The sequence below is a fragment of the Pseudomonas sp. MF06569 genome (assembly GCF_059862735.1).
In genome coordinates, this window is sequence record NZ_JCBCUZ010000012.1 from 54506 (window position 1) to 78349 (window position 23844).

Below are 23844 nucleotides of genomic sequence, written 5' to 3' on the forward strand. Positions count from 1 at the left end.
GACAGGGTGATGAGGGGTTAGTCCTGCACAGGCGGGGTTCAGGCGGGAGCGGAGTGAAATCACTCCGGTGGAGCATTTTCAAACCACTGGCATATTGCCTGCCATTGCCGTTGCAGCTGCCAAGGGAACGAGGCAGCTGCAACGGGATCCGCGCCGTGTCAATTGCGCGAGGTTATCCCGTATTTACGCAGCCTTTGCCCAATGGCCGTGTGCGAGGTTTGCAGGCGCGAAGCCAACTGACGGGTAGATGGGTAGGCCACGTAAAAACGCTCCAGCAAGGTTTTTTCGAAACCCTGCATTGCCGCTTCCAGGCTGACGACTTCTTCGGCATCCGCCTTCTGGCTGGTCAGCTCAGTCCCGGCCAGCTCCAGGCTGTCGCAATCAATCACATCGCCCTCGCTGGTCGCTGCAGCGCGGAAGATGACGTTTTGCAATTGGCGCACGTTGCCCGCCCAGCGATTACCCAGCAACAGCGGATGGGTCGCCGCCGCCAGCCGGCAGGGCGGCCGGTGGATCTGCTCGCACGCCTGTCGCAGGAAGTGCTCGGCCAGCAGGAGGATGTCCATGCCACGCTCACGCAACGGCGGCACCAGCAAGTTAAGGACGTTGAGCCGGTAGTAGAGATCCTCGCGAAAGGTGCCCTCCCTCACCATGCGTTCCAGGTCGCGGTGGGTTGCACAGAGCACCCGCACGTTGACCCGCACCTCGCGCTCGCCACCGATGCGCCGAAAGCAGCCGTCGCTGAGGAACCGCAGCAGCTTGGCCTGCAGGTACGGTGACATCTCTCCTACCTCATCGAGAAACACCGTGCCACGGTCCGCCAACTCCAGCAGGCCCGGCTTGCCGCCACGCTGGGCGCCGGTGAAGGCACCGGCGGAGTAACCGAACAGCTCGCTCTCGGCCAGGCTCTCGGGCAGCGCTGCGCAGTTGAGGGCCAAAAACGATGCATCACGCCGGGCACTCATGGCATGACAGGCGTGAGCCACCAGTTCCTTGCCGGTGCCGGTTTCGCCCTGGATCAGCAGCGGCGCATCCAGGCTCGCCACTTTGTGCAAGCGCGACTTGAGGTCTTCAAGCACCGCAGACTTGCCCAGCAAGGCCTCCAGCCCTTCAGCCGGGTCGCGCAGCAACGACGCCAATCGCTCACCAATGCGGCTGGGCGGGTAAAGCGTCAGCAGACCACCCACCAGCACCTCTGTACCGCCGCTGATGGGCGTGGCATCGAGGAGCAGGTCGCAGCCCTTGAAACTCACTTCACACATGGGCAGGCGAAAGCCTTTATTGATCAGGGTACGGGCCAGATCCGGTGCAGCGAACAGATTCGACAGCGGCTCACCCGTGGGATCACGACCGTAAAGATCAGTCAGCCTGGGATTGGCCAGCAGCACGCAACCGTCGGGGTCTACGGCCATCACCGGATCGCTCATGGCGGCGAGCAAGGCTTCCAGCTGCAGGCTCCGACGCTCGCCCGGCAGGATGTCAACCAGCTTCACGGCCTGCACGCCTGCCACCCGCATCAGCGCATGGTCGAGCTCTTCAAGCACGCTTCGGGACAGGGTGGGTGCATCGATATAGACATTCGGCGGGCTCATTTCCACCGCGTCGAGATTGAGGTTACGCGCGCCCAGCAGCATCAGGATTTCCTGGGTGATGCCGACGCGGTCTTTGAACGTGACGTGAATTCGCATGACCAACCGCTCCCTGACAGCAAACAACGAAGGGGCGGCACCTCATGTGCCGCCCCCCGGGCAAAACCTGTGTCGTGAAAACCGCGATTACTCTGCCTGGCAGGCCAGGTTCTCGATCTCCTGTTTATTGCGCCGAACCGAGCGATAACCCAAAGCCAGCAGCACAAACCAGACGGGCACCATGTAGAGCGCCTGGCGGGTGTCGGTTTCCAGAGCCAGCAGTACCAGAATAAACACGAAGAACGTCAGGCAGACCCAAACCATGACCTTGCCACCGGGCATCTTGTATTTCGATGCGCGGTGCAGGTGATCACGTTTTTTGCGATAGGCCAGGTAGGACAGCAGGATCATGGTCCAGACAAACATGAACAGGGTGGCCGATACCGTGGTGATCAGGGTGAACGCCTCCATCAGGTTAGGCACCACATAGATCACCAGCGCCCCCGCCAGCAGGCAGATACAGGAGAAGATCAGGCCGTTGGAAGGCACCGATCGCCGGGACAGGTTCTTGAACTTGCTCGGGGCATCGCCATCCATTGCCAGGCCAAACAGCATGCGACTGGTTGAGAACACGCCGCTGTTGGCCGAAGAAGCCGCAGAGGTCAGAACCACGAAGTTGATGATGCCAGCCGCAGCAGGCAGACCGGCGAGCATGAAGAGTTCAACGAAGGGACTCTTGTTGGCCACGACATCACGCCACGGGGTAACGGCCAGGATCGCGATCAGCGCAAACACGTAGAACATGATGATGCGCAGCGGAATCGAATTGATCGCACGGGGGAGATTGCGCTCCGGATTTTTGGTTTCTGCGGCGGTGGTGCCCACCAGCTCGATACCGACAAAGGCAAACACGGCAATCTGGAAACCGGCAAAGAAGCCCATCACGCCGTGGGGGAACATTCCGCCGTCATTCCACAGATTGGTCAGGGATGCGGAGTTGCCCGTCGGCGACTGGAACGCAGTGGTCACCATATAGAGCCCGGTGCAGACCAGCGCGCAAATGGCCACAATCTTGATCATGGCAAACCAGAATTCCAGCTCACCGAACATTTTCACTGTGATCAGATTCAGCGACAGCAGCAGCGCGACGCAGCCGATTGCAGGCAGCCACAGGGGGATGTCCGGGAACCAGAAGTGCGTATAGCCAGAGATCGCGATCACGTCGGCGATGCCAGTCACGATCCAGCAGAACCAGTAGGTCCAACCGGTGAAGTAACCCGCCATAGGGCCCAGCAGGTCCGATGCAAAATCGATGAACGACTTGTACTTGAGGTTGGATAACAGCAACTCGCCCATGGCGCGCATCACGAAAAACAGCATGAAGCCGATGATCATGTAGACGAAGATGATCGAGGGGCCTGCGAGGCTGATGGTCTTGCCGGAGCCCATGAACAGGCCGGTACCGATGGCACCGCCGATGGCGATCAGCTGGATATGGCGATTGGACAGGCTGCGCTGCAGTTCTGGTTCTTCTGTGGCAGGTCGGTGATTTTGCATGAATCATCCTCTTATTGTTCTTGTACGGGGTCCTCTCACCAGACAAACATCATGTTCACCCGGTGTGGACGAAAGGACATGAGCACGTTCTGTGCCATCCCCGTAGAAGCGGTCAAGCGGGCCGTTTATGCGCCGTGGGGGTCTGTTTATCCGGAATGGAATCACTCCACAAAAATGCCGTCTGTGGGTGGTTCAGTAGAGCGCGGGTACTGTAAACCATGGTCCAACTGAAGTTGTAACGAAATCAGTACATTGGAGCGCATTCGAACCGACATGACCATTGTGGGAACGGACGTGCTCGCGATGGCATCACTGCGGCCGACCTGCCAGACCGCGTCGCCTGCATCGCGAGCAAGCCCGCTCCCACCCCCTTAAACAGTGCTTTTCAATGGCATCCGCAATTCAACCCGCAAGCCATCGGACTGGCTGTCGAACGTCAGTTCGCAACGGCAACGCTCGACAATCGCCTGCACGATCGCCAGGCCCAGCCCGCAACCGTTGCTGTTGCCGTTGCGCCAGAAGCGCTGGGTCATGTGTTGCAGTGTTTCGGGGGCTATGCCGGGACCGTGGTCACGGACCACGAAGCTGACGTGCGAGCCATCCACGGCAACCGTCAACTCCACCTGAGTGTCTGGCGGGGTGTGGCGCAAAGCGTTATCCAGCAAGTTGCGCAACGCCGCGATGGCCAATACCGAAGGGACTTCAAGTGCCGTGGCCGGGAGGTCTGGCGGCAAATGCAAACGTATGTGCTCACCACCGGCACTGGCGGCATCATGGATCGCCAGGCGCGCCACTTGCTCGGCCGAACAATTGACTCCGTCATCAAACGACAGGCTGCCTTCAACCCGCGCCAGCAGCAGCAATTGCTCAAGGGTGCGGTGCAAGCGGTCGGCACCCGCTTCGGCATGGGCCAGTGACTGTTCACGGGCCTCGCCATCGGTCATGCGCGCCACTTGCAGGTGGGTTTTGATCGCGGTCAGCGGGCTGCGCAGTTCATGGGCAGCATCACCGGTCAGGCGCCGCTCCCGTTCGATGGTCTTGGCAATGCGCGCAAAGAGCTGGTTCTGGGAGTCGAGCAGCGGTTTCAGCTCGCTGGGCAATGGCGTGATCTGCAGCGGTTGCAATGAATCGGCATCGCGGCGCATCAAGGCATCGCGCATCCGGTTGAGCGGTGCCAGCCCCTGGCCGATCCCCAGCCATAGCAGCAATAAGCAGACCATCAGTGCCATGCCCACCGGCACCGATGCAGCCAGCAGCACCGACAGGTTCAGCGCCTCGCGCTCGACCTGGCGATCAGCCGTGGTAATGCGCAGATCTCCGCGATCCAGGGTGAAGGTGCGCCAGGCGGCTCCGTCGATGACCTGGTCATGAAAACCTGCCGCTTGCGACTGCATCGGCTGGTCCGGATTGTTGTGGCTGCGGGCCAGGATCTCGCCGCGCAACGAGCTGACCTGACAGGCCATGCCGCCTGGAACGGTCAGTTGCTCGGCACTGAAATGGGTGCCCTCGCCTTTTACCGGCAATTGCGGCAACTGCTCCAGCAACCCCGCGACCATACGCGCCGAGGCCACCAGCCGCTGATCGAGGGAAAACATCATTTGCTGACGCAGATCGCTGAGCATCCAGGCCGCTGCCAGGGCCCAGACCAGAACAAACGCCGAACCGATCGTCAGGCTCAAGCGCAGGCGCAGGCTCATCATGCCTGTGACTCTGCGCCATCGGCAGGCCCCAGGCGATAGCCCAGGCCGCGTACGGTTTCAACGATACCGTTGCCCAATTTACGCCGCAGGTGATGGATATGAACGTTCAGGGCGTTGCTCTCCAGTTCGTCACCAAAGCCGTAGATGCTGTCCTTGAGTTGCTCACTGGACAGCACACGCCCCCGGTTGTGCAGCAAGGCTTGCAACAACGCCTGTTCACGACGGGACAAGTCCACCGGCTGACCCGCCAGCAAGGTCACGCGACTGCTGGGATCGTACGTGAGGCTGCCGTGCTCGATCAGGTTGACGCTGCGCCCGGCCACCCGGCGCAGCAACGTATGCAGTCGCGCTGCGAGTTCACGCAGATCGAAGGGTTTGAGCAGGTAATCATCGGCACCGGCCTGCAGACCGTCGACACGATCGGTCACCGAGTCACGGGCCGTCAGAATCAGCACGGGCAACTCCAGCCCCTGCTGGCGCAACTGTTGCAGCAACTTGAGGCCGTCTTCGTCGGGCAGGCCAAGGTCGAGCACCATCACATCGAACTCGGCAGCCTTCAACATGGCCCGCGCGGCACTGGCCGTGCCGACGTGCTCAACCGTCAGGCCCTGGGCAGTCAGCCCGGCCTTGATGCCGCTGGCGATCAGTTCGTCGTCTTCGCAAACCAGTACATGCATGCTGATACCCGCTTAAATGAGCCGATTAAAAGGTCATGGGATTAAGGGCCGATTATGCCGTGTACACCGCAGTGTGCATCGGTTAATGATCGGTTAATCGCAGGAACACACTGTAGCTGGACTTGAACTTGCCCAAGGCTTTACCCATGCGTTTGCTGCTGTCCTTTCTATTGATGTGTTTGGTCGGTGTGGCCCAGGCCCAGACCGCGAACAATCCGTTTGCACAGCCTGACTTTCTGCCGGTCAACAAGGCCTTTACCTTCAGTGCCGAGCCATTGCCCTCAGGCGAAACCCGCCTGCAGTGGAAAATAGCCGATACCTACTATTTGTATCAAAAGCGCTTCAAGTTCGACGGGCTGGACCCGGAAAAAACCCCGGTATTGCCTCAGGGGCTGGAACACAGCGATGAATTCTTTGGCGCCACCCAGGTGTATCGCGACAGTGTTTCGATACTGATCCCGGCAGGCGCCAGCGGTCAGGTCAAGGTCAGTTGGCAAGGCTGCGCCGATGCAGGCCTGTGCTACCCGCCACAAAGCCAGACGGTCGATCTGGGCGGCGCGCAGCCTGTGACAGCCCAAGGCCAGGCGCAAGACCAGTCACTGGCGGCAAGCTTGCAGCAGCGCTCGCTGGGCTGGAGTTTACTGCTGTTCTTCGGCCTGGGCCTGCTGCTGGCCTTCACTCCGTGTTCACTGCCGATGCTGCCGATTCTGGCCGGTCTGGTCGTGGGCAGTGGTGCCACAGCCGGACGCGGTTTTGCCGTGGCCGGCAGTTATGTGATCAGCATGGCGCTGGTGTATGCCGGACTGGGCGTGCTGGCTGCCCTGCTGGGCGCCAACTTGCAGGCCCTGCTGCAACAGCCGTGGCTGCTGGGCAGCTTTGCCGCGCTGTTCGTGGTGCTGGCGCTGCCCATGTTCGGCTTTTTTGAACTGCAATTGCCTGCCGCCCTGCGGGACCGCCTCGAAACTGCCGGGCGTGGGCGCAAGGGCGGCAGCCTGATCGGCGCAGGTATTCTCGGCGCCCTGTCCGGCTTGCTCGTTGGCCCCTGCATGACCGCCCCCCTGGCCGGTGCCTTGCTGTATATCGCGCAAAGTGGCAATGCCGTCGAAGGTGGCCTGGTGCTGTTTGTGATGGGCCTGGGAATCGGCGTACCGCTGTTGCTGCTGGTGACCGTAGGCAGCCGCTTCCTGCCCAAGCCCGGCGCCTGGATGAACCTGATGAAAGGCCTGTTTGGCTTCCTGTTCCTGGGTACGGCGCTGTTGCTGGTGCGCCCGGTACTCGATGAGTCCCTGTGGGTCGGCCTGTGGGGCGTCCTGCTGGTCATTGTGGCGTGCAGCCTGTGGCAGCAGGCGCAGACATTCCTGCGGGCCAAAACGCTGTTCACTCCGTTAAGTCTGCTGGCAGGCCTATGGGGGAGCCTGTTGCTGGTGGGTGCTGCCGGTGGCGGTACCGATCTGTGGCAACCCTTGCAGGTCTACACCGCCGGGACAGTGGCGGGCGCCAGCTCTGCAAGCACGGCCCACGACGCTTTCATCACCATCAAGGACCCCGCAGGCCTGGACCGGGAACTGGCCAGCGCCAAGGCCGATGGCCAGTGGGTCATGCTCGATTACTACGCCGACTGGTGTGTGTCGTGCAAGGTCATGGAGAAGCAGGTGTTCGGCAAACCCCAGGTCATGGATGCACTGCAAGGGGTGCGCCTGTTGCGTCTTGACGTGACCGCCGATAATGTCGCCAGCCGCGAGCTGCTCAGCCGCTATCAGGTACCGGGCCCGCCCAGCTTTGTCTGGATCGGCCCCAACGGAATCGAGCGTCGCGGGCAACGCATCACTGGCGAAGTCAACGCCCAGACCTTCTTGAATAACTGGAACGCCACTCGGGAACTCCTCTAAATGCTCACCCTGACCATCGGTTCGTTTGCGCTGGCCATCAACCATTTGCTGCTGATTCTGGCCCTTGCCCTGGCGACACTGGTGGGGTGGCGTGTGGCCAAGCGCGGTGGCGAAAACCCCGAGTCAGTGCTGTTCAGCCTTTTTCTACTGGGCTTGCTGGTGGCGCGCATCGGTTTTGTCATCAGCTATTGGCGCTACTTCAAGGACGACCCGCTGCAAGTCCTGGACTTGCGCGATGGCGGCTTCTTGCTGTGGCCGGGGCTGATCGCAGTGGTGGCCGGTGCAGTCATCTGGGGCTGGCGCAGAGCCGGCCTGCGGCGGCCACTGGGCTGGGGGCTGGGCAGTGGCCTGGCGTTCTGGCTACTTGCCAGTCTCTCGTCCAGCCTTTACGAACAAGGCACGCGGCTGCCGGAGATGGTGTTGCGCAACGCCAACGGCGAGTCCGTGGAGTTGAGCAGCTATCAGGGCGGGCCTTTGGTGATCAACCTGTGGGCCACCTGGTGCCCGCCGTGCCGACGGGAAATGCCGGTCCTGCAGAACGCCCAGCATCAGCATCAGAACGTGACGTTCCTGTTCGTCAACCAGGGCGAGAGCATGCAGAGCGTCAGTACCTTCCTTGAAACCCAGGGCCTGAATCTCAGTAACGTGCTGTTCGACAGCGGCGGCCAACTGGCACAAAAAGTCGGTTCAATGGCCCTGCCGACTACGCTGTTCTATAGCGCTGAAGGCAGGCTGCTGGGCAGTCATCTGGGCGAACTGTCCCAAGCCAGCCTGGCCCGGGCCATGGAGCCCTTAAATCTGAACAATTCAATGTCGGCCCAACAGGCCGACCCTGCAAGGAATGAGCAAAAATGTTTAACCGCAAACTGCTGACCCTGAGCATGACCGCCCTGCTGGGCACTGCACTTTTGCAATCCCCTGCACTGCAGGCCGAGGAACTGCCGCCAGCGATCAAGAAGATTGAAGCCAAAGGCGCAAAAATCATTGGCAGTTTCGATGCACCCGGCGGTTTGCGTGGCTATGCCGCCCAGTACCAGAACCGTGGCATGGCGTTGTACCTGACCCAGGACGGCAACGTGCTGGTGGGCAATTTGTATGATGCCCAAGGCAATGACTTGAGCCTGGCACCGCTGCAAAAACTGGTTTACGAACCTATGGCCAAGCAAGTCTGGGCCGAGATGGAAAAGAGCAACTGGATCGCCGACGGCAAAAAGGATGCACCGCGGGTTGTTTACCTGTTCAGCGACCCGAACTGCCCGTACTGCAACATGTTCTGGGAACAGGCCCGTCCGTGGGTTGACTCGGGCAAGGTGCAATTGCGCCACATCATGGTGGGTATCATCCGCGAAGACAGCCCTGCCAAATCTGCCGCCTTGCTGGCCGCCAAAAATCCCCAGCAGGCCCTGCACGACCACGAGAAAGCCGGCAAGGCCAGCACGCTCAAGCCTTTGGCCAAAATCCCGGCTGACGTTCAGGCCAAGCTGGATGCCAACGCCCAACTGATGGAGGAGCTGGATGTGGCTGCAACCCCGGCGATTTTCTATCTGGATGAACAAGGCAACCTGCAACAGCAGCAAGGCGCACCGTCGCCGGAAAAACTGGTGCAGATTCTCGGGCCCAAGTAAAAACCGCAGGCTGCGTTCTTGCCCACACAAGATCGCAGCCAGTTGCCGACACCGTCGTGAAGCATGTCTCAGTCCGCCTCCTCAGGTGCTATTAGTTCTATTTCTCAATTGACAATCATTATCATTAAGCCTAGTTTGTGAACAGCTGTGTAGGACGCTTCCCACGAAGAGCGCCTCACTCAAACTTTCGCAACAGGTGATCTCCATGACGGAACAAATGTCCACAGGCAAGTGCGACTCACCCTTACTTCAAGCCTTTGTTGATAACCGACTGGTCCTGGTCAAAATCGCAGCACGCATCACCGGTTGTCGATACAGGGCCGAGGATGTCGTGCAGGATGCTTTCTTCCGTTTGCAGTCCGCGCCGCAGATCACCTCTTCATTCAAGGCACAGCTCAGCTACCTGTTCCAGATCGTGCGCAACCTTGCGATTGATCACTACCGCAAGCAGGCGCTGGAGCAGAAATACTCGGGCACCGAAGAGGAAGGCCTGAACGTGGTCATCCACGGCGCCTCCCCCGAAACCTCGCTGATCAATTTCTCGACCCTGGAACACATCGCGCTTGCACTGACCGAATTGCCGAGCCGCACGCGCTATGCGTTCGAGATGTACCGCCTGCACGGCGTGCAGCAAAAAGACATCGCCAAGGAGCTGGGCGTGTCGCCAACGCTGGTCAATTTCATGATTCGCGATGCCCTGATTCACTGCCGCGAGGTCTCGGGAACGCACCCCGATACCTACGCCCGCCGTTAACGCCGGAGCAGCGGCCTCGTTGCTTCGGCAGCTGCTGCAAAGAGTGCCGCTTGACTGACCTTCCCCTACATCTCGACCACGTCAATCTGGTAGGGAGCAAAAATGGCTCTCAACTGTCCATTGTCTCGAAGACTGCTCATCATTTGCGCGAATTGCTGACTCTTGATCGGTGCATCGAGCCGCAGCAACGCGTAGTGCCGATAGATCTGATCGACACGCTCGGACATCATGATCTGTGACTTGACCTTAGGGTCGTAGCGCTGAATGTCGATCAGGTTGGAGCGTGTCATCAATGCAATGTCTGCCCGCCCGCGCAGGACCATCAACAGGTTGCTTTCGTGGGAATAGGTCAGGGTTGCGCTGAAGGTATCGGCAAGGAATTTCGGGGTCGAATTGAACCCGGCAAAGGCGTAGTGATAGCCGCTAAAGAGCGCAAGCCGCTTGCCGCTCAACTCATCAAAATATCGTTGGGCCCGATCAGGTTGGTACCTGGCGACAAATACTTCGGCGTCTTCAAGGCCCATGTCGACGGCCGCGTACGAGAACGCCTGCCAACCCCAGGCAGGGTTTTCGAACATCATCATGTCCACCCGCCCCCGCTCAAAATCACGCACGCGCCTTGGGATCGAACTGGGCACCAGGACAAAGCGGTAGTCGCTCTGTAACTGGTTGAGGGCGTTGAGCAATTGTGACAACAGACCGGTGTCGGCACCGCGCTCGGGGCGTACGGTATACGGCGGGAAATGCGCAGCTCCAACCCTGATTTCCTGGGCGGCCCAAACCGGCGTTAGCCAGATCATGCCGAGGGCCAGCAACACACAATGAGCCAACTGTATCGGCGAACACTTTAAAACCATATACATCCCGCGCCGCCCATGGCTGGAACTTATTGATCGACACACGACCTGAGATCGAGCACGCACACCATTAAACCGCCTATAGACTAGCAAGCAAGCGGTCGACTGGCCCACTACAAAATACGTCCCCGGGTCAGTGTTTTAGCTACGCTCCCACTTCAACGCCGATGCTGTTAAAGGAAGCTGCACATGCCTCACTGGCTGGTAATTGACCTGGAAGCCACAACCGATGATGGCGGCTGGCCCCTGGAAGAAATGGAAGTGATTGAAATCGGTGCCAGCGTGGTCACTCGCGCCGGCCGGGAGGTGGATCATTTTCAGCGTTTTATTCGCCCCCAACGTCGTCCCCTCTTGACGCCCTTTTGCCGTCAACTGACTCGCATCACCCAGGCCAACATTGACTCCGGGGCTCCGATGACGGTGGTGTGGGAGCAGTTCGAGCGCTGGCTCGGCCAGCATCTGCCCAAGCTTGAAGGGTGGGCCAGTTGGGGCGACTACGATCGCAAACAGCTGGAGCAGGAATGGCGCCAGAAGCAACTGGACAGTGCCCTGCTGCAATTGCCGCACATGAACCTCAAGCAGCAATTTGCCCAGGCCCGCCAGCTCAAGCGTGCACTTGGACTTAACAGCGCCCTGCAACTGGCCGGAATGCAGTTCAATGGCCAGCAGCATCGTGCCCTGGAAGATGCGCGAAATACTGCACGTTTATTGCCACTGGTACTCAAGGGGTGACGGCCACAAAAGGGCGTGACGGGATAAAACGGCTTCTGCATACTGGCCAGCCTTTTTTAGCCCATTCCGAGGAATCGCCATGTTTAAAGTCAACGAATACTTCGACGGCACCGTCAAGTCGATTGCCTTCGCACAAACCGAAGGCAAGGCCACCATTGGCGTCATGGCTGCGGGCGAATACGAGTTCGGCACAGCCGAGCGTGAAATCATGCACGTGGTCTCGGGTGAACTGAGCGTCAAGCTGCCGGGCAGCAGCGAGCATGAAACCTTCAAGAGCGGCAGCCAGTTCAACGTACCGGCCAACAGCAAGTTCCAGCTCAAGGTTGCAGTGGACACCGCTTACCTGTGTGAGTACCGCTAAATCCCCCTCTGGCAGCAACTGTCTTGATGCTGCCATGTGGGAGCGGGCTTGCTCGCGATACAGACGACCCGGTCTGTCTGTTGAATCGCGTTGATGCCATCGCGAGCGAGCCCGCTCCCACCGCTACACCCCTACGTTGAACTGCAACGCCGCCAACCGCGCATACAGCGGGTTGCTGGCGATCAACTGTGCGTGGGTGCCGATGGCAACCAGCTTGCCCTGATCCATGACCGCGATGCGGTCGGCGTTCTGCACAGTGGCCAGGCGATGAGCAATCACCAGCGTCGTGCGGCCTTGCATCAGGCTGGGCAATGCCTGCTGGATCAAGTGTTCGCTCTGGGCATCCAGGGCACTGGTGGCTTCGTCCAGCAACAGGATCGGGGCATCCACCAGCAGCGCCCGGGCGATAGCCAGACGCTGGCGTTGACCGCCCGATAACCCCAGACCGCCATCACCCAAGTGGGTTTTGTAGCCCTCGGGCATTTGCAGGATGAAGTCATGGGCATGGGCAATCCGTGCGGCGGCTTCAACTTGCCCATCGCTTGCACCCGCATTGCCGTAGCGAATGTTGTCTTCAATGGTGCCGAAAAACAGTGCCGGGGTTTGCGACACCAGGGCAAAGCAACGGCGCAGGTCTTGCGGGTCAAGTTGGGTGATCGGCTGCCCCTCAAGCAGGATCTGGCCTTGCTGGGGATCGTAAAAGCGCAACAGCAGGTCAAACAACGTCGACTTGCCTGCCCCCGAAGGCCCCACCAACGCCAGGGTTTCCCCCGCGTTGACCGACAGGCTTAGCCCGTCAATCGCGTAGCTTTCAGGCCGTGACGGGTAGGAAAACCGCAGGTTTTCGAGTTGCAGATTACCGTCCACCCGCTCGGGTAAAACGCGCAGGTCGGTGCTCGGTGGCAAGATCAGGCTTTTTGCCTGCAGCAGCTCGGCAATTCGCTCGGCCGCACCCGCCGCCTGTTGCAGTTCGCCAATGACTTCACTCAGGGTGCCAAACGCGCTGCCCACCACCAGGCTGTAGAACACAAAGGCTGCCAGCTCGCCACCGGTGATGCGCCCCGCGATCACGTCCATGCCACCGACCCACAGCATCACCCCGACGGCGCCCAGTACCAGCAAAATCACCAACGTGATCAACCATGCCCGTTGCAGGATACGTTTGCGTGCGGTGGCAAACGCATGCTCAACGGTGCTGGCAAAGCGCTGCTGGTCTTGCTGTTGATGGTTATAGGCCTGGACCGTCTTGATCTGGCCCAGGGCCTCGGCGACATAGCTGCCGACATCGGCAATCCGGTCCTGACTCTGGCGCGACAGGCTGCGCACCCGGCGACCAAAAAACAGAATGGGCACCAGCACCAGTGGCAAGGCGACCACCACGATACTGGTGAGTTTGGGGTTGGTGACAAACAACAGCACCACGCCGCCGATCACCATGAGGCTGTTGCGCAAGAACAGGGACAGCGAAGAGCCGATCACTGATTGCAACAAGGTGGTGTCGGTGGTCAGTCGTGACTGGATTTCCGAACTGCGGTTGTTCTCGTAGAACCCCGGGTGCAAATCGATCAGGTGATTGAACACCTGGCGCCGAATGTCCGCGACCACCCGCTCACCGATCCACGACACCAGATAAAAACGCACAAAGGTGCCCACGGACAATCCCAGCACCAGCATCAGAAAAAAACCGATGGACTGGTTAAGCAGGTGCGGGGACTGGGTCATAAAACCCTTGTCCACCAGCAAGCGAATGCCCTGCCCCATCGACAAGGTAATGCCCGCTGTCACAATCAGGGCCAACAGGGCGCCACCGGCATGCCAACGATAGGGCGCAATGAAATGGGTGGCCAGGCGGATGGCACGACGATGACGGGACGAAAGCATGGGAGGGTATCCAGAATGAGGATCAGCGTAAAAAGCCTTACACAGCCTACAACGAAGTTCGGCTTACGCTGGTAAACCTTTCTCACTCGTTTTGATTATGACCTGCCTCAACAGGTCCTAGGCAGTAATGTTCTAAAGTCGGGCTGGAAGTTTCAGGATATTTCTGTTGGACTGGGCTGGTGGCCAAGTTTGTAACCGCTTGGTCATTAATCGGATCTACAGTAGCGCTACACCCTGATGAGGAGACAGGCCATGGATTTGCAACAGAACGCTCAAGCCGTACCGGTGATTCGCACCCAACCACAGCAATCCCTGGGGTGCGCGTTTATCGACGAGAATGGACAGGAGATCCTGATCACTGAAGCCATGATCCAGGACGCTTGCCACGAACTGGAGCAACGCCTGGTCAAGCCGTCCCGCAAGGACTGATCCTTGCTTGCAAGACCTTGTTCATGATCAAACTGCATTCGCGACACTGACCGGCCCTACTGCGTAGGGCCGGTTTTTTTGTGCCCTGGACTTTTAGACCGGCACCGCACCCAACGCTTTGACCAGTTGGGTCAAGGCGACTGATTCGCCCTCGATATGTACGGGCAAACCTTCGATCTCGCGGCGAATCGGGTAGTGCTTGCGCAAAGCATCAAACGCCAGCTTCTGCTCCTGGACACTGCCGATCAGGCTACGGCGAAAATCCGCATCGTCACGGCGCGGGTCGTACACGCCGCGACAGATCATGGCCATTGCCCAACCAGGATCGGTGTTGGCACTCAGCTCGACCTTCGCCAGCCAAGGGGCAGGCAACAGATCGGCAAGTTTTACCTGCGGGGTGTGGCCCAGGAAATCGCACAACGCCTGATAAATCTGTGCGGTGCCCCGCTGCTTGCCATCCAGGCTGTGCCCGGCGATGTGCGGGGTCGCCAGTACACACAGGTCAGCCAGTTCGACGTCAACTTGCGGCTCGTCCTCCCACACATCCAGTACCGCCTGGAGGTCTTCGCGCCGGGTGAGCACTGCGCGCAATGCGGCATTATCAATCACCGGGCCCCGGCTGGCGTTGATCAACCAGGTGCCCGGCTTCAGTTGCTCCAGACGCTGCTGGTCGAACAAGTGCCAGGTCGGGTAGTCGCCCGTTTTATCCAGCGGAGTGTGCAGGCTGAGCACATCGCAATGCTCAATGATGTGTTCGAGGCTGACGTAATCGCCCCCCTCGACTGCCTGTCGCACCGGATCACACACCAGCACGTTGAGGCCCAGGGCACGCAGCACATTGACCAGGCGCCCGCCCACTTCACCGGCGCCAATCACGCCATAGGTGCGTTGCGTCAGATCGACACCTTCGATCTCGGCCAGGGTCAACAAACTGCCGAGCACGTAGTCGACCACGCCCCGGGCATTGCAACCGGGGGCGCTGGACCACTGAATTCCGGCTTGCTGAAAGTAGTCGAGGGCCAGGTGATCGGTGCCGATGGTGCATGTTCCGACAAACCGCACCGCGCTGCCTTCGAGCAGGTCGCGGTCGACTTTCGTCACGGAGCGCACCAGCAGGATATCGGCGTCATGCACGTCGGCACGGCTGATCTGGCGCCCCGGAAAACGGCGTATTTCACCGAAGTCAGCAAAAAATTCTTCGATCAGCGGAATATTTTCGTCAGCAACAATCAACATGGCAGGCTCCTTTCGCGGAGTGGCAGTGTAGGCGTTGTTGCGATGAATGGGCCAGCCGGGTGTGGAAGGTACTCACAGTCACGCTTACAAAGCTCCTACAACTCAATGTTTTCTGACCATTTGGTCAAGGGTACAATCGCCAGCTTTGCGCGTTAAACACTGTGGATGCACGCTTGTGAACTCTGTCACTCATACTCCCCCTTCTACCGCTGTCAGCCGCCCGGCCCGGGTTCGTACAGAAGTGCGCGCACTCCTGACACTGGCGTTTCCGATCATCATTTCGCAAATCGCCACCACCGCAATGGGGTTTGTCGATGCGGTGATGGCCGGGCGCGTCGGCCCGCGGGATCTGGCGGCCGTGGCGCTGGGCAACTCCATCTGGGTCCCGGTGTTTTTGCTGATGTCGGGCATTTTGTTAGCCACCACACCCAAAGTGGCCCAACGTTTTGGCGCGGATGCCCACAGCGACATCGGCCCGATCGTGCGCCAGGCGCTGTGGCTGGCATTGATTACCGGCCTGTGTGCGGCCCTCATTCTGATCGGTGCCGAACCCCTGCTGCATGGGATGAAGGTCGACCCTGACTTGATCGAGCCGAGCATGGGTTATTTGTACGGGATCGCCAGTGGCATGCCCGCAGTCGGGCTGTATTGCGTATTACGCAATTTCAGCGATGGCCTGGGTAAAACCCGACCAAGCATGGTGCTGGGGCTGAGTGCCCTGGCACTCAATATCCCGATCAACTACATCTTTATTTATGGTCACTTTGGCGTACCCGCCATGGGCGGTGTGGGCTGTGGTTGGGCCACGGCCATTGTGATGTGGTTCATGGCCATCGGCATGGTGGTCTGCACCTGGCGAGGGGCTGTCTACCAGTCGAGCAAGGTGTACAGCCATTTTGAATGGCCACAGTGGGCGATCCTCAAGCGCTTGCTCAGCGTGGGCCTGCCGATTGGTATCGCGGTATTTGCAGAGTCGAGTATTTTTGCGGTGATTGCGCTGCTGATCGGCAGTCTCGGTGCAACCGTGGTGGCGGGCCATCAGATCGCCCTGAACTTCAGCTCGCTGGTGTTCATGATTCCGTATTCGCTGGGCATGGCCATCACCGTGCGTGTTGGCCAGGCCCTGGGCCGTCAACAGCCTCGCGAAGCGCGATTTGTCGCTGGCGTGGGCATGGGCACAGCGCTGGTATGGGCGGCGATTTCCGCCAGCCTGATCCTGCTGCTGCGTGAGCAGATTGCGACCGTCTACACCGCCGACCCGCTGGTGATCGAGGTGGCAACCATGCTGCTGATGTTTGCTGCGCTGTATCAGTTTTCGGACGTGATCCAGGTCACCGCAGCCGGTGCCCTGCGGGGCTATCAAGACACGCGGGTGACGATGGTTCTGACGCTGTTCGCGTATTGGGGCATTGGTTTGCCGGTGGGCTACGCGCTGGGGCTGACCGACTGGTTTGGCGAGGCCAATGGCCCGAGCGGGCTATGGCAAGGTTTGATCGTCGGCCTGACCTGCGCCGCGCTGATGCTCGGCGTGCGGCTGGCGCGCAGTGCGAAGAAACACATTGTGGGAGCGGGCTTGCTCGCGAAGGCATCGACGCGGTCAACAAAATGACCGCAGCGCCTGTATCGCGAGCAAGCCCGCTCCTGCACCAGGCAAATCAATCCTGCTTCTTGCGGATCCAGTACAGGTACTTGCCCGCCTCTTCCTGTTGCCCCACCAGTTCATGGTCAAGAAACACGCAGAACTTGGGAATATCGCGCCGGGTCGAGGGATCGGTGGCAATGACTTTCAACAAGCCACCCGGCGCCAGGTCGCGGATGTGTTGGTGCAGCATCATCACCGGCTCAGGGCAGTTAAGGCCCGTGGCGTCCAGGGTGCCGTCAACCGGCAGGTCAGTAAAACTCATCAGTTACTCCCGAATCAGCGTGATTTAGGTTTTTTAACGTCCAGTCGACGCAAATGACAGGTCACTTCTTCACGGTCGTGATACAGCTGCTTGCAGCCGATTTCGACCTGGATACCCCGCGCCTTGAAGCCATCTGCAATACGGTCGAGCAAGCGGCGCACTTCGGCATAACGCTGCTTCATCGGCAGTTTCAGGTTGACCACCGCTTCACGGCAATGACCTTCGCCGATCCACTCTTCAAGCATCGCGGCATTGCGCGCCGGCTTCTCCACGATGTCACAGACCATCCAGTCCACCGGTTGCTTGGGCTTGAAGGTAAAGCCATCGGCCATCAAGTGCTGGACCAGGCCGGTGTCCATCAGGCTTTCAGCCATCGGGCCGTTGTCGATGGCGGTCACGATCATGCCGCGATTGACCAACTGCCAGGTCCAGCCACCTGGCGCCGCGCCGAGGTCCACGCCGGTCATGTCACTGTGCAAGCGCTCATCCCATTGATCACGGGGGATAAAGTGATGCCAGGCTTCTTCCAGCTTGAGTGTGGAGCGGCTCGGCGCTTCACGGGGGAACTTGAGACGCGGAATGCCCATGGGCCACATGGCCGAGTTATCGGCTTCAGCCAACCCGAGAAACACTTCGCGCCCGCTTTTAAAGGTCAGCAGCAGACGCGGCTTGTGGGCATCGTCTTCTACCAGTTTGCCGGCCTTGATCAACGCCTTGCGCAGATGGGCGTCAAACTTTTTGCAGAAGTTGGACAGCTCTTTACCGTCATTGGTGTCGACTATTTCCAGCCACAGGCTGCCGCACACCGGAAAGTCCGCCATGTGCTCAAGAATAACGCTGATCCGGTCGGTTTCCGGGAGATCGACAAAGCCGCCACGGGCCCATTGCCGCGGGAAAATCAGCTCGGCAAAACGCAGACCTTTCATCAGGCGTTCAGCGCCGCCTTCTTCGGTACACACAAATTCGGCGCAGGCAGTGCTCGGCTTGGCCTTGGCATAGCCAGACACATTGAGGCGGGCGGCGTGTTCGGCGATTTCCGAGCAGACTTCGCCTTCAAACCCGGGCCGGCAGTGCATAAAAACGGTGTTCATTGAATTACTCCTGGGCAGCTGGCAGGAATTGGCCAGCTGCGCATCCTTGATTTGGCGCAAGGACTGTCACGAAAAGGTCGGCATGATAGCCGAGTTCGGAACCTTGAACCCCCATAGACAGTCCAGTTATTAGCCAGAGCCCGGAATCAGAGCTAGGTTAGAAGCTCTGTTTGTGCCACGTGATCCGTCTAAAGGAGTCATTTCATGTCCTCCCTCGATAGCCTGAACACCCTAGCCACACTAAAAGTCGACGATAAGACTTATCACTACTTCAGCCTTGAACTCGCCGCCCGATCACTGGGCGATCTGAACAAGCTGCCCATGTCGCTCAAAGTGTTGCTGGAAAATCTGCTGCGCTGGGAGGACGGCAAAACCGTTACCGAGCCTGACCTCAAGGCGCTGGCTGCCTGGCTCAAGGAGCGGCGCAGCGACCGGGAAATCCAGTACCGCCCTGCCCGTGTGCTGATGCAAGACTTTACCGGTGTACCGGCAGTGGTCGATCTGGCCGCCATGCGCGCCGCAATGGCCAAGGCGGGTGGCGATCCGCAGCGAATCAACCCGCTGTCTCCCGTTGACCTGGTGATCGACCACTCGGTGATGGTTGACCGGTTCGCCAGCGCCAGCGCCTTTGAGCAAAACGTCGACATCGAGATGGAACGCAACGGCGAGCGGTATGCGTTTTTGCGCTGGGGGCAGAATGCCTTCGATAACTTCAGCGTTGTCCCGCCCGGCACCGGAATTTGCCATCAGGTCAACCTGGAGTATCTGGGTCGTACGGTCTGGACCAAAGACGAAGACGGTCGCACGTATGCCTTCCCGGATACGCTGGTGGGTACCGATTCCCACACAACCATGATCAATGGCCTCGGCGTACTGGGCTGGGGTGTGGGCGGGATCGAAGCCGAAGCCGCCATGCTCGGCCAGCCCGTGTCGATGCTGATCCCGGAAGTGGTGGGGTTCAAGCTCAGCGGCAAACTCAAAGAAGGCATCACCGCGACGGATCTGGTGCTGACGGTCACGCAAATGCTGCGCAGCAAGGGCGTTGTCGGCAAGTTCGTCGAATTTTATGGCGATGGCCTTGCCGATCTGCCTCTGGCCGACCGTGCCACCATTGCCAACATGGCCCCGGAATATGGCGCAACCTGCGGCTTTTTCCCGGTGGATGAAATCACCCTGGACTACTTGCGTTTGTCCGGACGCCCTGCCGCCACGGTCAAACTGGTCGAGGCTTATTGCAAGGCTCAGGGCTTGTGGCGGATAGCGGGCCAGGAACCGGTTTTCACGCAAACCCTGGCACTGGACATGGGCACCGTCGAAGCCAGTCTGGCCGGGCCAAAACGCCCGCAAGACCGGGTGTCGCTGCCTAATGTCGGCCAGGCCTTCGATGAGTTTCTCAGCCTGCAATTCAAACCCACCCCTAAAGAAGTAGGCCGCCTGGAAAGCGAAGGCGGCGGCGGTGTGGCTGTGGGCAATGCTGACTTGATCGGCGAGGCGGATTACAGCGTTGATGGCCATACCTATCGCCTGAAAAACGGCGCCGTGGTGATTGCAGCCATCACCTCATGCACCAACACTTCGAACCCGAGTGTGATGATGGCTGCCGGGCTGGTGGCCAAAAAAGCCGTCGAAAAAGGCCTGAAGAGCCAGCCCTGGGTCAAGACGTCCCTGGCACCAGGCTCCAAGGTCGTGACCGATTACTACAAGGCCGCCGGCCTGACCCACTACCTCGACCAACTGGGTTTCGCCCTGGTGGGCTACGGCTGCACGACCTGCATCGGCAACTCCGGGCCATTGCCTGAGCCGATTGAAAAGGCAATTACCCAGTCCGATCTGACCGTGGCCTCGGTACTGTCGGGCAACCGCAACTTTGAAGGGCGCGTCCACCCGCTGGTGAAAACCAACTGGCTGGCCTCACCGCCGCTGGTGGTGGCCTATGCCCTGGCGGGCACCGTGCGGATTGATATCAGCCGTGACCCGCTGGGCACCGGCAAAGACGGCCAACCGGTGTACCTGCGCGATATCTGGCCCAGCCAGAAAGAAATCGCCGACGCCGTGGCCCAGGTCACCACCGGTATGTTCCACAAGGAATACGCCGAAGTGTTTGCCGGTGATGCCCAGTGGCAGGCCATTGAAGTCCCCCAAGCCGCGACTTATGTCTGGCAGGCTGATTCGACCTACATCCAGCATCCGCCATTTTTCGACAACATCAGCGGGCCGTTGCCGGTGATTGCTGACGTCAAGGCGGCGAATATCCTGGCACTGCTGGGCGATTCGGTCACCACCGACCACATCTCCCCTGCGGGCAACATCAAGGCGGACAGCCCCGCCGGACGCTATCTGCGTGAGAAAGGCGTAGAGCCACGGGATTTCAACTCCTATGGCTCACGACGTGGCAACCACGAAGTCATGATGCGCGGCACCTTTGCCAATATCCGCATTCGCAACGAAATGCTCGGGGGCGAAGAAGGCGGCAATACGATCTACATTCCCACCGGCGAGAAACTGCCGATCTACGATGCAGCCATGGCCTATCAGGCATCCGGTACACCGCTGGTGGTGATTGCCGGTCAGGAATACGGCACCGGTTCCAGCCGTGACTGGGCAGCCAAAGGCACTAACCTGCTGGGGGTCAAAGCGGTCATTGCCGAGAGTTTTGAGCGTATCCACCGCTCGAACCTGGTGGGCATGGGCGTTCTGCCATTGCAGTTCAAGCTCGACCAGAACCGCAAGAGCCTGAACCTCACAGGCAAGGAGACGCTGGATATCCTGGGGCTTACCGGCGCGCAACTACAACCACGGATGAACCTGACGCTGGTGATCACCCGCGAGGATGGCAGCCAGGATAAAGTCGAAGTGCTGTGCAGGATCGATACGCTTAACGAGGTGGAATACTTCAAAGCGGGAGGGATTTTGCACTATGTGTTGCGTCAGCTGATTGCCTCTTAGCCACACCTGAACACTGTAGAAGCGGGCTTGCCCGCATGCTCAGCCTTTTGAGTCGTTATACTGGCGCGCCCCGGACTGGATCCGGGGTGCTTTTTTAACGATTCCAAGGATTTTCATGATTGTTCTGCCATGGCCTTATCTGGCACTTCTGACCCTCGGCTACGGCCTTGCCCTGAGCTTTGGGCAATTGGGTGTTCAAACCCTTATCGCACTTGGCCTGCTGACCCTCAGCGGGCTCGCCGTTCTACAAACCAAAAACCATTACCTGCGCTATGCCGGGCACGCACTGTTTGTTCTGCTGGCTGTCGCGCTGGCCCTGCACTGGCTACCCGGTTTCCACAACGGAAAAGCCATCGGCCCCATGCGACTGACGCCTGATGCAGTGCCGTTTTCGATGTACTTCAATCTGGACAAACCACTGATTGGTTTCTGGCTGCTGCTGGTATGCCCGTGGATCGCGCCACGCTTTGCCTGGCGCGTGTCTCTGGGCGCCACTTTAATGGGCCTGGCGCTGGCGGCGAGCATGGCGCTGGGCGGTGCGATGCTGCTGGGCATGATCGCATGGGCACCGAAATGGCCGCCCCAGGGCACTCTCTGGCTGCTGAACAACCTGCTGCTGGTAACACTGGTGGAGGAGGCGCTGTTTCGCGGCTACATCCAGGGCGGGCTGAGCCGAAAACTCAAAATGCTGCCTTATGGCCAGACTTTAGCGCTGATCGCGGCATCGACGCTGTTTGGCCTGGCGCATGCCGCCGCTGGCTGGCAATGGATGTTGCTGGCGGGGCTGGCCGGGGTCGGCTATGGCCTGGCTTACCGCTTTGGCGGGTTGGGCGCGGCAATTGCCACCCACTTTGGGCTCAACGTGCTGCATTTCGTGTTTTTCACCTACCCGATGCTGACCCCCTGACGGGCCGGCACCTGAAATATAAATTAAACAATTTCTTACCCATGCCGACAGCCTGTCAAAGTCTTGCGGATTGAAACGACATGCGTAACAACCAGCCCATCACTCAACGCGAACGCACATTCCCCGCGCAACAACGGTTGATCTCCACGACCGATGCCAAAGGCGTGATTTCCTATTGCAACGATGACTTTATGGAAATCAGCGGGTTTTCGCGTGAGGAGCTGATACGCGCACCGCACAATCTTGTGCGCCATCCCGACGTGCCGACTGCCGTGTTCGAGCATATGTGGAGCACCCTGAAAAAGGGCGCGCCGTGGATGGGTATCGTCAAGAACCGCTGCAAAAATGGCGACCATTACTGGGTCAATGCGTATGTCACCCCGATCTTCGAGAACGAACGCGTGGTGGGCTACGAGTCGGTACGGATCAAACCGACCGCCGAACAGATCCGCCGTGCCGAAGGCCTGTACTCACGCCTCAACCGGGGCAAATCGGCAGTGCCGCAGCGTGACAAGTGGCTACCGGTGCTGCAGGACTGGCTGCCCTTTATTCTGGTCAGTCAATTGAGCTTCACGATTGGTGCCCTGCTCAACTCCAGCTGGGGTTTTGCCCTGGCAGCCCTGCTGTCGATTCCGCTGGGACTGCTGGGCCTGACCTGGCAACAGCGCGGGATCAAGCGACTGCTGCGCCTGGCAGAACAAACCACGTCTGACCCGCTGATCGCACAGATGTACACCGACAGCCGCGGCCCGCAAGCACGCCTGGAGATGTCCATCCTGAGCCAGGAAGCACGCCTGAAAACCTGCCTGACACGCCTGCAGGACACTGCCGAGCATCTGAGCGGGCAAGCCCGTCAATCCGACATCCTGGCCCACAAGAGTTCTGTCGGGCTGGAGCGCCAGCGGGTCGAAACTGAGCAAGTGGCAACGGCCGTCAATCAGATGGCCGCGACCACACAAGAAGTGGCCAGCCACGTACAACGCACGGCTGACGCCACGCAAGAAGCCAACCGTCTGACCAGTCGCGGCCGCGATATTGCCGGTGAAACCCGCGAAGCCATTCAGCGCCTGTCAGTGGTGGTAGGCGAAACCGGTGCCACCGTCACGCAACTGGCCAAGGACAGTGACGAAATCGGCGGCGTGGTTGACGTGATCAAAGGCATTGCCGACCAGACCAACCTGCTGGCCCTGAACGCAGCCATCGAAGCGGCGCGAGCCGGTGAAATGGGCCGTGGCTTTGCCGTGGTGGCGGACGAAGTGCGCCAACTGGCGCAACGCACCAGCGCTTCCACCGGGCAAATTCACAGCCTGATTGCAAAGCTGCAACAGACCGCAGCCACTGCCGTCCAAACCATGGACGCCGGTCACCGTCAGGCTGAAGAAGGCGTGGCTCGGGTGCTGGAAGCCGACAAGGCGCTGGTGGGCATCAGCGAAGCGGTGGCCAATATCACCGACATGACTGCCCAGATCGCAGCGGCTACCGAGGAGCAAAGTGCGGTAGCTGAAGAAGTCAGCCGTAACATCAGCACCATTGCCGACCTGGCAGACCAGACCTCTGAACAGGCGCAGCATTCAGCGCTGTTGAGCGAAGAGCTGAGCCAGACCGTAAACAGCCAGTACTCGCTGGTGGAACGGTTTAACCGCTGACACAAAAAAGCCAGCGAATCACTC

At 59.6% G+C, this 23844-nt stretch carries 20 protein-coding genes; 11 read left to right on the forward strand and 9 right to left on the reverse strand.

All coding sequences use genetic code 11. From position 1 onward, the window contains the following. Window positions 1-158: 158 nt before the first annotated feature. From gcsR to AC19YQ_RS13485, 4 genes are all read right to left on the reverse strand, one after another. On the reverse strand, window positions 159-1688 hold the full coding sequence (gene gcsR / locus AC19YQ_RS13470; RefSeq protein WP_133077182.1) for a transcriptional regulator GcsR: 1530 nt from the start codon (window positions 1686-1688) through the stop codon (window positions 159-161). Window positions 1689-1775: 87 nt separating this feature from the next. Next, window positions 1776-3185, reverse strand: a complete 1410-nt coding sequence (cycA, locus tag AC19YQ_RS13475) for a D-serine/D-alanine/glycine transporter (RefSeq protein ID WP_133077181.1) — start codon at window positions 3183-3185, stop codon at window positions 1776-1778. A gap of 371 nt (window positions 3186-3556) precedes the next feature. Continuing rightward, entirely contained in the window at window positions 3557-4885 is a 1329-nt protein-coding gene (locus tag AC19YQ_RS13480) for an ATP-binding protein (RefSeq protein WP_339474047.1), read from the reverse strand. After that, window positions 4882-5562 carry a response regulator gene (locus AC19YQ_RS13485; RefSeq protein ID WP_339474048.1) on the reverse strand — a complete coding sequence of 227 codons (681 nt, stop codon included), beginning with the start codon at window positions 5560-5562 and terminating at the stop codon, window positions 4882-4884. Before AC19YQ_RS13485 ends, AC19YQ_RS13480 begins: the two co-directional genes overlap by 4 nt. A 146-nt stretch (window positions 5563-5708) precedes the next feature. On the opposite strand from AC19YQ_RS13485, the gene dsbD reads away from it, so the two are divergent. From dsbD to AC19YQ_RS13505, 4 genes are all read left to right on the forward strand, one after another. Beyond that, complete coding sequence (gene dsbD, locus AC19YQ_RS13490) at window positions 5709-7451, forward strand: protein-disulfide reductase DsbD (protein ID WP_500595304.1); 1743 nt, start codon at window positions 5709-5711, stop codon at window positions 7449-7451. Then, window positions 7452-8324, forward strand: coding sequence for a prolipoprotein diacylglyceryl transferase family protein (locus tag AC19YQ_RS13495; protein ID WP_339474051.1), 873 nt, complete (start codon window positions 7452-7454; stop codon window positions 8322-8324). Next, entirely contained in the window at window positions 8303-9076 is a 774-nt protein-coding gene (dsbG, locus tag AC19YQ_RS13500) for a thiol:disulfide interchange protein DsbG (RefSeq protein WP_339474053.1), read from the forward strand. The genes AC19YQ_RS13495 and dsbG overlap by 22 nt, the downstream gene beginning before the upstream one ends. Window positions 9077-9281: 205 nt before the next feature. Beyond that, window positions 9282-9830 carry an RNA polymerase factor sigma-70 gene (locus AC19YQ_RS13505; RefSeq protein ID WP_133077176.1) on the forward strand — a complete coding sequence of 183 codons (549 nt, stop codon included), beginning with the start codon at window positions 9282-9284 and terminating at the stop codon, window positions 9828-9830. 65 nt (window positions 9831-9895) lie between these two features. Here the strand turns inward: AC19YQ_RS13505 and AC19YQ_RS13510 are convergent, their stop codons facing one another. Further along, window positions 9896-10687: a substrate-binding periplasmic protein gene (locus AC19YQ_RS13510; protein WP_500595305.1), complete on the reverse strand. Its 792-nt coding sequence runs from the start codon at window positions 10685-10687 to the stop codon at window positions 9896-9898. A 189-nt stretch (window positions 10688-10876) separates the two neighbouring features. On the opposite strand from AC19YQ_RS13510, the gene AC19YQ_RS13515 reads away from it, so the two are divergent. Together AC19YQ_RS13515 and ppnP are read left to right on the forward strand one after the other, a co-directional pair. After that, complete coding sequence (locus AC19YQ_RS13515; RefSeq protein ID WP_133077174.1) at window positions 10877-11419, forward strand: 3'-5' exonuclease; 543 nt, start codon at window positions 10877-10879, stop codon at window positions 11417-11419. 79 nt (window positions 11420-11498) lie between these two features. Next, window positions 11499-11780 carry a pyrimidine/purine nucleoside phosphorylase gene (gene ppnP, locus AC19YQ_RS13520; RefSeq protein ID WP_500595306.1) on the forward strand — a complete coding sequence of 94 codons (282 nt, stop codon included), beginning with the start codon at window positions 11499-11501 and terminating at the stop codon, window positions 11778-11780. Window positions 11781-11903: 123 nt separating this feature from the next. On the opposite strand, the gene AC19YQ_RS13525 is transcribed toward ppnP, so the two are convergent. Continuing rightward, the gene (locus AC19YQ_RS13525; RefSeq protein ID WP_500595307.1) at window positions 11904-13661 is read right to left on the reverse strand and encodes an ABC transporter transmembrane domain-containing protein; all 1758 of its coding nucleotides are present in this window, start codon (window positions 13659-13661) and stop codon (window positions 11904-11906) included. A 252-nt stretch (window positions 13662-13913) separates the two neighbouring features. Here AC19YQ_RS13525 and AC19YQ_RS13530 point away from each other — a divergent pair, with 252 nt between their 5' ends. Beyond that, window positions 13914-14090 (forward strand): PA1571 family protein, encoded by a 177-nt coding sequence (locus tag AC19YQ_RS13530; protein WP_219261512.1) that lies wholly within the window; start codon window positions 13914-13916, stop codon window positions 14088-14090. A gap of 93 nt (window positions 14091-14183) precedes the next feature. Here the strand turns inward: AC19YQ_RS13530 and pdxB are convergent, their stop codons facing one another. Continuing rightward, window positions 14184-15326: a 4-phosphoerythronate dehydrogenase PdxB gene (gene pdxB / locus AC19YQ_RS13535; RefSeq protein WP_500595308.1), complete on the reverse strand. Its 1143-nt coding sequence runs from the start codon at window positions 15324-15326 to the stop codon at window positions 14184-14186. A 175-nt stretch (window positions 15327-15501) separates the two neighbouring features. Here pdxB and AC19YQ_RS13540 point away from each other — a divergent pair, with 175 nt between their 5' ends. Further along, window positions 15502-16935 carry an MATE family efflux transporter gene (locus AC19YQ_RS13540; RefSeq protein WP_500595309.1) on the forward strand — a complete coding sequence of 478 codons (1434 nt, stop codon included), beginning with the start codon at window positions 15502-15504 and terminating at the stop codon, window positions 16933-16935. Between the two features lie 46 nt (window positions 16936-16981). Here AC19YQ_RS13540 and tusA read toward each other — a convergent pair whose 3' ends face one another. Together tusA and rlmM are read right to left on the reverse strand one after the other, a co-directional pair. Beyond that, window positions 16982-17230, reverse strand: a complete 249-nt coding sequence (gene tusA / locus AC19YQ_RS13545) for a sulfurtransferase TusA (protein ID WP_019826659.1) — start codon at window positions 17228-17230, stop codon at window positions 16982-16984. A gap of 14 nt (window positions 17231-17244) precedes the next feature. Beyond that, entirely contained in the window at window positions 17245-18321 is a 1077-nt protein-coding gene (gene rlmM, locus AC19YQ_RS13550; protein ID WP_133077169.1) for a 23S rRNA (cytidine(2498)-2'-O)-methyltransferase RlmM, read from the reverse strand. Between the two features lie 204 nt (window positions 18322-18525). On the opposite strand from rlmM, the gene acnA reads away from it, so the two are divergent. The 3 genes from acnA to AC19YQ_RS13565 all read left to right on the forward strand — a co-directional run bounded on the left by acnA (window position 18526) and on the right by AC19YQ_RS13565 (window position 23820). Then, window positions 18526-21267: an aconitate hydratase AcnA gene (acnA, locus tag AC19YQ_RS13555; RefSeq protein ID WP_500595310.1), complete on the forward strand. Its 2742-nt coding sequence runs from the start codon at window positions 18526-18528 to the stop codon at window positions 21265-21267. Window positions 21268-21382: 115 nt separating this feature from the next. Continuing rightward, complete coding sequence (locus tag AC19YQ_RS13560; protein ID WP_219261515.1) at window positions 21383-22174, forward strand: CPBP family intramembrane glutamic endopeptidase; 792 nt, start codon at window positions 21383-21385, stop codon at window positions 22172-22174. Window positions 22175-22254: 80 nt separating this feature from the next. Next, window positions 22255-23820 (forward strand): methyl-accepting chemotaxis protein, encoded by a 1566-nt coding sequence (locus AC19YQ_RS13565; protein ID WP_339474062.1) that lies wholly within the window; start codon window positions 22255-22257, stop codon window positions 23818-23820. Window positions 23821-23844 lie beyond the last annotated feature (24 nt).

Bases quoted from the DNA above. Each gene is read 5' to 3' on its own strand.
- rlmM (WP_133077169.1), bottom strand. From the start codon at position 18,321: ATGAACACCGTTTTTATGCACTGCCGGCCCGGGTTTGAAGGCGAAGTC.
- AC19YQ_RS13480 (WP_339474047.1), bottom strand. From the start codon at position 4,885: ATGATGAGCCTGCGCCTGCGCTTGAGCCTGACGATCGGTTCGGCGTTT.
- dsbD (WP_500595304.1), top strand. From the start codon at position 5,709: ATGCGTTTGCTGCTGTCCTTTCTATTGATGTGTTTGGTCGGTGTGGCC.
- AC19YQ_RS13485 (WP_339474048.1), bottom strand. From the start codon at position 5,562: ATGCATGTACTGGTTTGCGAAGACGACGAACTGATCGCCAGCGGCATC.
- tusA (WP_019826659.1), bottom strand. From the start codon at position 17,230: ATGAGTTTTACTGACCTGCCGGTTGACGGCACCCTGGACGCCACGGGC.
- AC19YQ_RS13560 (WP_219261515.1), top strand. From the start codon at position 21,383: ATGATTGTTCTGCCATGGCCTTATCTGGCACTTCTGACCCTCGGCTAC.
- AC19YQ_RS13510 (WP_500595305.1), bottom strand. From the start codon at position 10,687: ATGGTTTTAAAGTGTTCGCCGATACAGTTGGCTCATTGTGTGTTGCTG.
- AC19YQ_RS13565 (WP_339474062.1), top strand. From the start codon at position 22,255: ATGCGTAACAACCAGCCCATCACTCAACGCGAACGCACATTCCCCGCG.
- gcsR (WP_133077182.1), bottom strand. From the start codon at position 1,688: ATGCGAATTCACGTCACGTTCAAAGACCGCGTCGGCATCACCCAGGAA.
- AC19YQ_RS13495 (WP_339474051.1), top strand. From the start codon at position 7,452: ATGCTCACCCTGACCATCGGTTCGTTTGCGCTGGCCATCAACCATTTG.
- AC19YQ_RS13505 (WP_133077176.1), top strand. From the start codon at position 9,282: ATGACGGAACAAATGTCCACAGGCAAGTGCGACTCACCCTTACTTCAA.
- acnA (WP_500595310.1), top strand. From the start codon at position 18,526: ATGTCCTCCCTCGATAGCCTGAACACCCTAGCCACACTAAAAGTCGAC.
- AC19YQ_RS13530 (WP_219261512.1), top strand. From the start codon at position 13,914: ATGGATTTGCAACAGAACGCTCAAGCCGTACCGGTGATTCGCACCCAA.
- ppnP (WP_500595306.1), top strand. From the start codon at position 11,499: ATGTTTAAAGTCAACGAATACTTCGACGGCACCGTCAAGTCGATTGCC.
- AC19YQ_RS13515 (WP_133077174.1), top strand. From the start codon at position 10,877: ATGCCTCACTGGCTGGTAATTGACCTGGAAGCCACAACCGATGATGGC.
- cycA (WP_133077181.1), bottom strand. From the start codon at position 3,185: ATGCAAAATCACCGACCTGCCACAGAAGAACCAGAACTGCAGCGCAGC.
- dsbG (WP_339474053.1), top strand. From the start codon at position 8,303: ATGTTTAACCGCAAACTGCTGACCCTGAGCATGACCGCCCTGCTGGGC.
- AC19YQ_RS13525 (WP_500595307.1), bottom strand. From the start codon at position 13,661: ATGCTTTCGTCCCGTCATCGTCGTGCCATCCGCCTGGCCACCCATTTC.
- pdxB (WP_500595308.1), bottom strand. From the start codon at position 15,326: ATGTTGATTGTTGCTGACGAAAATATTCCGCTGATCGAAGAATTTTTT.